At 70.1% G+C, this 6,134-nt stretch carries 6 protein-coding genes; 4 read left to right on the top strand and 2 right to left on the bottom strand.

All coding sequences use genetic code 11. The annotated features are described in order from the left end of the window. The coding region (locus GVN21_RS09655) for an ATP-dependent DNA helicase RecG (protein ID WP_166574521.1) at positions 1 to 1,341 on the top strand (1,341 nt) is incomplete at its 5' end. A 199-nt stretch (positions 1,342 to 1,540) separates the two neighbouring features. Here GVN21_RS09655 and GVN21_RS09650 read toward each other — a convergent pair. Next, positions 1,541 to 2,773: an MFS transporter gene (locus tag GVN21_RS09650; protein WP_166574520.1), complete on the bottom strand. Its 1,233-nt coding sequence runs from the start codon at positions 2,771 to 2,773 to the stop codon at positions 1,541 to 1,543. 219 nt (positions 2,774 to 2,992) lie between these two features. Here GVN21_RS09650 and GVN21_RS09645 point away from each other — a divergent pair, with 219 nt between their 5' ends. The 3 genes from GVN21_RS09645 (at position 2,993) to GVN21_RS09635 (ending at position 4,914) form a co-directional block, all read left to right on the top strand. Then, complete coding sequence (locus tag GVN21_RS09645) at positions 2,993 to 3,970, top strand: phosphotransferase family protein (protein WP_166574519.1); 978 nt, start codon at positions 2,993 to 2,995, stop codon at positions 3,968 to 3,970. Continuing rightward, complete coding sequence (locus tag GVN21_RS09640) at positions 3,967 to 4,335, top strand: DUF6285 domain-containing protein (RefSeq protein ID WP_166574518.1); 369 nt, start codon at positions 3,967 to 3,969, stop codon at positions 4,333 to 4,335. The genes GVN21_RS09645 and GVN21_RS09640 overlap by 4 nt, the downstream gene beginning before the upstream one ends. A 69-nt stretch (positions 4,336 to 4,404) precedes the next feature. Then, positions 4,405 to 4,914, top strand: a complete 510-nt coding sequence (locus tag GVN21_RS09635) for a PH domain-containing protein (protein WP_166574517.1) — start codon at positions 4,405 to 4,407, stop codon at positions 4,912 to 4,914. Between the two features lie 18 nt (positions 4,915 to 4,932). Here the strand turns inward: GVN21_RS09635 and GVN21_RS09630 are convergent, their stop codons facing one another. Further along, positions 4,933 to 6,117, bottom strand: coding sequence for a DUF3089 domain-containing protein (locus GVN21_RS09630; RefSeq protein ID WP_166574516.1), 1,185 nt, complete (start codon positions 6,115 to 6,117; stop codon positions 4,933 to 4,935). Positions 6,118 to 6,134: the final 17 nt, after the last annotated feature.

Below are 6,134 nucleotides of genomic sequence, written 5' to 3'. Positions count from 1 at the left end.
CCCGCCATCCTCCCGGGCCAGCTCGCCAACCGCCTGGAAGCCGCTCTGCCCTGGAAGCTGACCGGCGCCCAGATCCGATCGCTCAGCGAAATCCGCGGCGACCTCCAGGCCGGCGAGCGGATGAGCCGGCTGCTTCAGGGCGACGTCGGCTCCGGCAAGACCATCGTCTGCCTGCTGGCCATGGCCGACATCCTCGACGCCAGCCGCCAGGCGGCCATGATGGCCCCCACCGAAATCCTCGCCCGCCAGCATTTCGAGACCATCGCCCCGATGCTGGAGGCGCAGGGTATCCGCGTCGTCCTGCTGACCGGTCGCGACAAGGGCGGGGTCCGCGCCGAGAAGCTGATGGCCCTGATGGACGGCACGGCCGGGGTCGCCGTCGGCACCCACGCCCTGTTCCAGGACGAGGTGAGGTTCAAGGGCCTCAGCCTGGCGATCATCGACGAACAGCACCGCTTCGGGGTCAACGAGCGCAAGCGCCTGCAGGACAAGGGCGACGCCGTCCACCTGCTGGCCATGTCGGCCACCCCCATTCCCCGCACCCTGGAGCTCACCGTCTTCGGCGACCTGGACGTCAGCCGCATCGACGAAAAGCCCCCCGGCCGCACGCCGGTGGCCACCGCCGCCGTCCCCTCCCCCCGCCTGCCGCAGGTGGTCGACCGCCTGCGCAAGGCCGTGTCGGAGGGCGCGCAGGCCTTCTGGATCTGCCCGCTGGTCGCCGAGTCCGAGGAAAGCGACCTCGCCGCCGCCGAGCAACGCGCCGTGGCCCTGCGCCAGGCATTCGGCGCCGGCGTCGGCCTGGTCCACGGCCAGATGCCCGCCGCCGAGAAGGACGAAGCCATGGCCGCCTTCGCCGAGGGGCGGCTCAACGTGCTGGTCGCCACCACCGTGGTCGAGGTCGGGGTCAACGTGCCCAACGCCACCATCATGGTCATCGAGCACGCCGACCGCTTCGGGCTGGCTCAGCTGCACCAGCTGCGCGGCCGCGTCGGCCGGGGCCGGCGGGAAAGCGCCTGCCTGCTGGTCTACGATCCGCCGCTGGGCGACATCGCCGAGAAGCGCCTCGACATCCTGCGCCGCACCGACGACGGCTTCGAGATCGCCGAGCGCGACCTGGAACTGCGCGGCGGCGGCGACCCGCTGGGCCTCAAGCAGAGCGGCTTTCCCGCCTACCGCCTGGCCGACCCCTCCGCCCACCGCGACCTGATCGCCGTGGCCGCCGACGATGCCCGCCTGGTCCTGGCCCGCGACCCGGACCTGACCGGCGAGCGCGGCCAGCGCATGCGCCTGCTTCAGGAGTTGTTCGACTGGAAACCGGGCGGCTCCGGTGACGCCGGCTGACCGCAGGGGACTGGTTCGCCGCCTCGCGGTCGGCGAAAGGCCAAGGGGACTGGTTCGCCGCTTCCCCGCCGCGGCCGATCAGGGCGCCGCCCCTACCCGGCGTACCTGTCCCCGATCTGGCGCGATCGGGGACAGGTACGCCGAGCCAAGCCGGCGCTCCCTTCGTCAATATCGGCGCGGCGGCGAACCAGTCCCCGCCTCAATCAGGCAGTGCCTTCAGCGTCCGCAGCGGCGAAGCGAACGGGATCAGCGCGGAGACCACCATCCCAGCCACCGCCACCCACATCGTCTCACGCACCCCAAAGACCTGCGCCGCCGCCCCGCCGAGCAGGGCGCCGACCACCGACATGGCCCCGCGCGCCACATGGAACACCGCCCCGGTACGACCCAACTGGCTGGGTGGAAACACTGACTGGCGCAGGGTTCCGGCCGGGATCATCGCCGCCACGGCCAGGGCGTCGCCGAAGATCTGGCCCAGGATCAGCACAGCGGCGCCGCCGACCACCGTCGCCGGGGCCAGCGGTATGAAGGCCGCCGAGATCGCACCCGCTAGTCCGAGCCACAGGATGGCCGGACCAAGGCCCAGCCACTTCACGGCCCGAGGGGCAATCAGGGCGCCCAGCAGCGCCCCCACGCCACCGACCGCAATGATCACCCCAAGCAAGGGCGTCGACAGCCCCAGCGTCTTGATGGCGAACAGCAGGTACAGCCCGGCGAAGAAGCTGCTGAACAGCGTCTGCAACACGGTCATGGTCAGCAGCGGCCGCATCAGCGGCTGGTCCCGGATCGCCGTGAACCCGAACACCAGGTCCTCGAACGGATGCCGCGCCTTGGGCATCACCTCCGGCGGCGGTTCCGGCGTGCGGATCGCGAACAGGAACAGCGCAGAAACCAGGTAGGTCGCGGCATTGACCAGCAGGGCGAACGGCGGGCTCAGCACGCGGAACAGCACCCCGGCCAGGGCCGGTCCGCCGATCTCCGCCACCGATTCGGTGACGCCCAGCTTGGTGTTGCCGTCCATCAGCTGGTCCCGCCCGATCAGGCCCGGCAGGTAGGCGTGGTCGGCGATGGCGAACATCAGGCTGGCCGCCCCGACTACCGCCGCGACGACATAGAGCTGCGGCATGGTCAGCCAGTGCATCCAGGCGGCAATGGGCACGCTGAGCAGCATCAGGACTCGGATCAGGTCCGAGCCGATCAGGATCGGCCGGCGGTAACTGCGGTCGGCCCAGCCGCCGGCGAACAGGCCGAGGATCACCCCCGGCCCCATGCTGAGCGCGGCGAGCAGGCCAAGCTGCGCCGGCTTGGCGTCGAGGGTGAGGATGGCGGCCAGCGGCAGGCCTTCGCGGGTGATCCGCGCGCCGAACGCGGAGACGGCCTGGGCCGCCCACAATTTCAGGAAGTCGGCATGGCGCCAGAGACTTCTGGTCATGGAAGTGCTTTCGATCGGAGTCATGAGGCGTCGCGCCGCGCGCCGATGGCGGCGGTGGACTGTCGGTGCGGCGCTGCCTTTGGCGCCGGACGGACTACCGGATAGCGGTGGCCTGCATGGTTGACTCCTTCGTGCAGGAGGAAAGCGGGGTCTCCCTAACCTTGGGGACGGGTCCGTGCAAGGTTGACTGACGGTGGGTGAAGGGACGGAATCGAAACCATGGACGATCTGCAACAGGCCCTATCCGCCATCGCCCCCCAGCTGGGGCCGGGCGCAACTACGATTGTGAACCTGCGCCGCTTGTCGGGCGGGGCCAGCCAGGAAACCTGGGCCTTCGAGACCGACACCGGCGCGCCGCTGATCCTGCGTCGCAAGCCGCCCAGCCCCACCGGCAGCGGTAATGCCGTGCCCCTAGCCACCGAGGCCGCCCTGATCCGCGCGGCCGCCGCCCGCGGCGCCGCCGTGCCCCAAGTGCTGGCCGAGAGCGCGCCGGGCAGCGAGATCGGCGAGGCCTACGTCATGGCCCGCCTTGAGGGCGAGACCCTTGGCAAGCGCATCGCTCGCGACCCGCCCTTCGCCGAGGTCCGCAAAACCCTGGCCCGCGACTGCGGCGCCGCCCTGGCCGCCATCCACGGCGTGCCGACCGAAGGCCTGCCGCCGCTGGCCACCTCCAGCGCCCTGCTCGAAATCGAAAAATACGAAGGGGTGTACCGCACCTCCGGCGCCGAGCGACCGATCTTCGAGGCGGCCATCCGCTACCTGAAGGACCGCGCCCCCACGGTGGACCGACCGGTTCTTGTCCACGGGGATTTCCGAAACGGCAACATCATGGTCCACCCGGACAAGGGCCTGGTCGGCGTGCTCGACTGGGAGCTTGCACATCTTGGCGATCCGGCCGAGGACATGGGCTGGATCTGCACGCGGAGCTGGCGGTTCGGCGGCGACAAGCCGGTGGGCGGTTTCGGCGACTACGCCGACCTGCTGGAGGGCTACGAGGCCGCCGGCGGGACACCCATCCCTCTGGAGCGCGTGCTCTACTGGGAGATGCTGGGCTCCCTGAAGTGGGGCTGCATGTGCCTGACCATGTACATGGCTTACGCCACGGGCTCCGACGCCTCGGTCGAACGCGCCATGATCGGCCGCCGGACCAGCGAGACCGAAATCGACCTCGTCAACCTCCTGGAGGCCGCCCGGTGATCACCCATCCGACCAGCATCGAACTCCTGGAAAGCGTCGTCCGCTTCATCGAGGAACGCGCCGCCCCCAACCTCAAGGACCGCGACGCCTTCCACGCCCGGGTCGCCGTCAACGCCCTGAACGCCATCAAGCGCGAGATCGCCGCAGGCCAGCCCGCCGAGGACGCTCAGGTCGAGCGCCTGCGCGACCTCCTCGGCCATGATGGGGACTGGACCAGCCTGAACGGAGAACTCTGCGCGAAAATCCGGGACGGCCAGATCGCCCCGACCGACGCCAAGCTGCTGGCCCACCTCAAGGCCTCCATCGTCGACCAGGTCCGTATCGACCAACCGCAATACGCGGGGCTGAAGCAGGCGGGCGGCTGAGATACCGCAAACGGGGATGGATGAACGGCCAGAACCTGTTCAAATACGCTCCAACCGTTGGGGGTTTGCATGGGCTACATCACGTCGAACCTGGCGCCGGGCGAGAGCATCCGGGCCGTCGTCAAGGTCCACTGGGGAATCCTGTTTCCCGCGTTATCGACCTTGGTCGTCCTGGCGGTTGCCCTCGGGTTCGTCCAGGCGGGTGTGCTGGCCGCCTGGCTGGCCCAGGCCGATATCTCCCTACCGGTCTGGATCCCGGTCGGCGTGGTCGCCATCGTCTGCGTCGTCAACGTGGTCTATGCCTTGGTGTACCTTCTGACGACCGAGATCGCCGTCACCGACCGCAAGGTGGTCGCCAAGTGGGGCCTGATCGGCCGGCGCACCATCGAGCAGCGCCTCGGCAAGATCGAGTCGGTCACCGTCGACCAGGGCTTGCTCGGCCGAGTGTTCGACTATGGCTCGGTCTATGTCCACGGCACCGGCTCAGGCAGCACCCCGATGCGCTATGTCGCCCGGCCGATCTGGGTCCGCCGGGAGATCGAAGAGGCCATTGAAGCGGCTGGCGGCGGCAGCGACTGACCGGCCGGATGCGGCGCTTCAGTCGATCCGACGCGTCGGCACCGACCGCACACTGATCGACTGGGTGATGGGCGGGGCGGCGTTGGCGATGTCCGGGATGCCGAGCAAAGTGGCGACGCGGGCGCCGGCGTCGGCCTCCAGGTCGCCGTAGAACAGGTTATAGGGGGGCATCCTGAGCTTCTCCGCCCAGCCGCCCTTCGGTCGCAACGACGCGGCTTTCGGGCGTGACACCTTCAGGATCCCCTCGTCACAGCGGGCCTCCACGGCCCGGGCGACCAGCGGCGGCCGTTCGCCCCAGCCGAGGCCGGCGGCGTTAGCGGCGCCGAGGTTGGCTTCGGCGGGCGCAGGGGCGGTTGTCGTCGAGCCTGTCAGTGGGTTGACGCAGAGGGGCGTGCGGCCGCCAAGGTTCACCAGGGTCCCGTTGGGGCCCCAGACCAGGGAGCGCTCGGAGATGCGTCCTCGCTCGATGGCCGAACCCGACTTCCAGGCCAGCACGCAGCCGGCCTCCCGACGCTGGGTGCAGGCCTGTGGCGGGCGGGTCGGGCCATAGGCTTCGGCGGGGACAACGGTCTCGATCAGGTAGGCGGCCGCCATGCGCTTCATCAGGGCCGGGTCCGTGGCGATCTCCTCGGCCAACAGCCGGGCCGCCAGCAGGCCGCCCTGCTCGACGCCGACCAGGATGAAGGGCCGCTGGCCCCCGTACCTGGCCTTCCACAGCCGGAAGGCATTGCGAACGTCCTCATAGGCAAAGGCGCGGGCCTCGCGGGCGTCCTCGCGCAGGGTCAGCTGGGCGTAGAGGCTGGCCTGGCGGTAGTGGGGGGCGAACACCCGGCCGGCCTTGGCGAAGGGTCCGGCGTAGTTGGGCAGCATTACCTCCCGCGTCAGCCGGGTGGCCCGCCCGTCGCGGAAGGGGGCGTTCCAGTGGTCGCCCCCGTCATAGGTGGTCGGATGGATGAAGAAGACATCGGCCGGCGGATCGTCATAGCGCGGCTTGTCCGGCGCAGCCGGCAGCAGGGCCCAGGCGCGGGCCTGGTCATAGGGCGGAGCGGTCGGCGGATCGTAGGTCTGGAAGGGCACGCGCGGGTCGAGAGAGGCGCGCAGCACATCGACGCCGTAGACCATCCACGCCAGGGCGAGGATGGCCGCGAGCGCCACGGCGCCCAGCGCGATCCAGAGTCGGCGTCCTGTAAGCCACGGCGGCATGCCCTAACCTCGCACGC

It is taken from the genome of Caulobacter sp. SLTY, from assembly GCF_009905535.1.
GTDB lineage: Bacteria > Pseudomonadota > Alphaproteobacteria > Caulobacterales > Caulobacteraceae > Caulobacter.
This window is presented reverse-complemented; position numbering and strand designations above follow the sequence as displayed.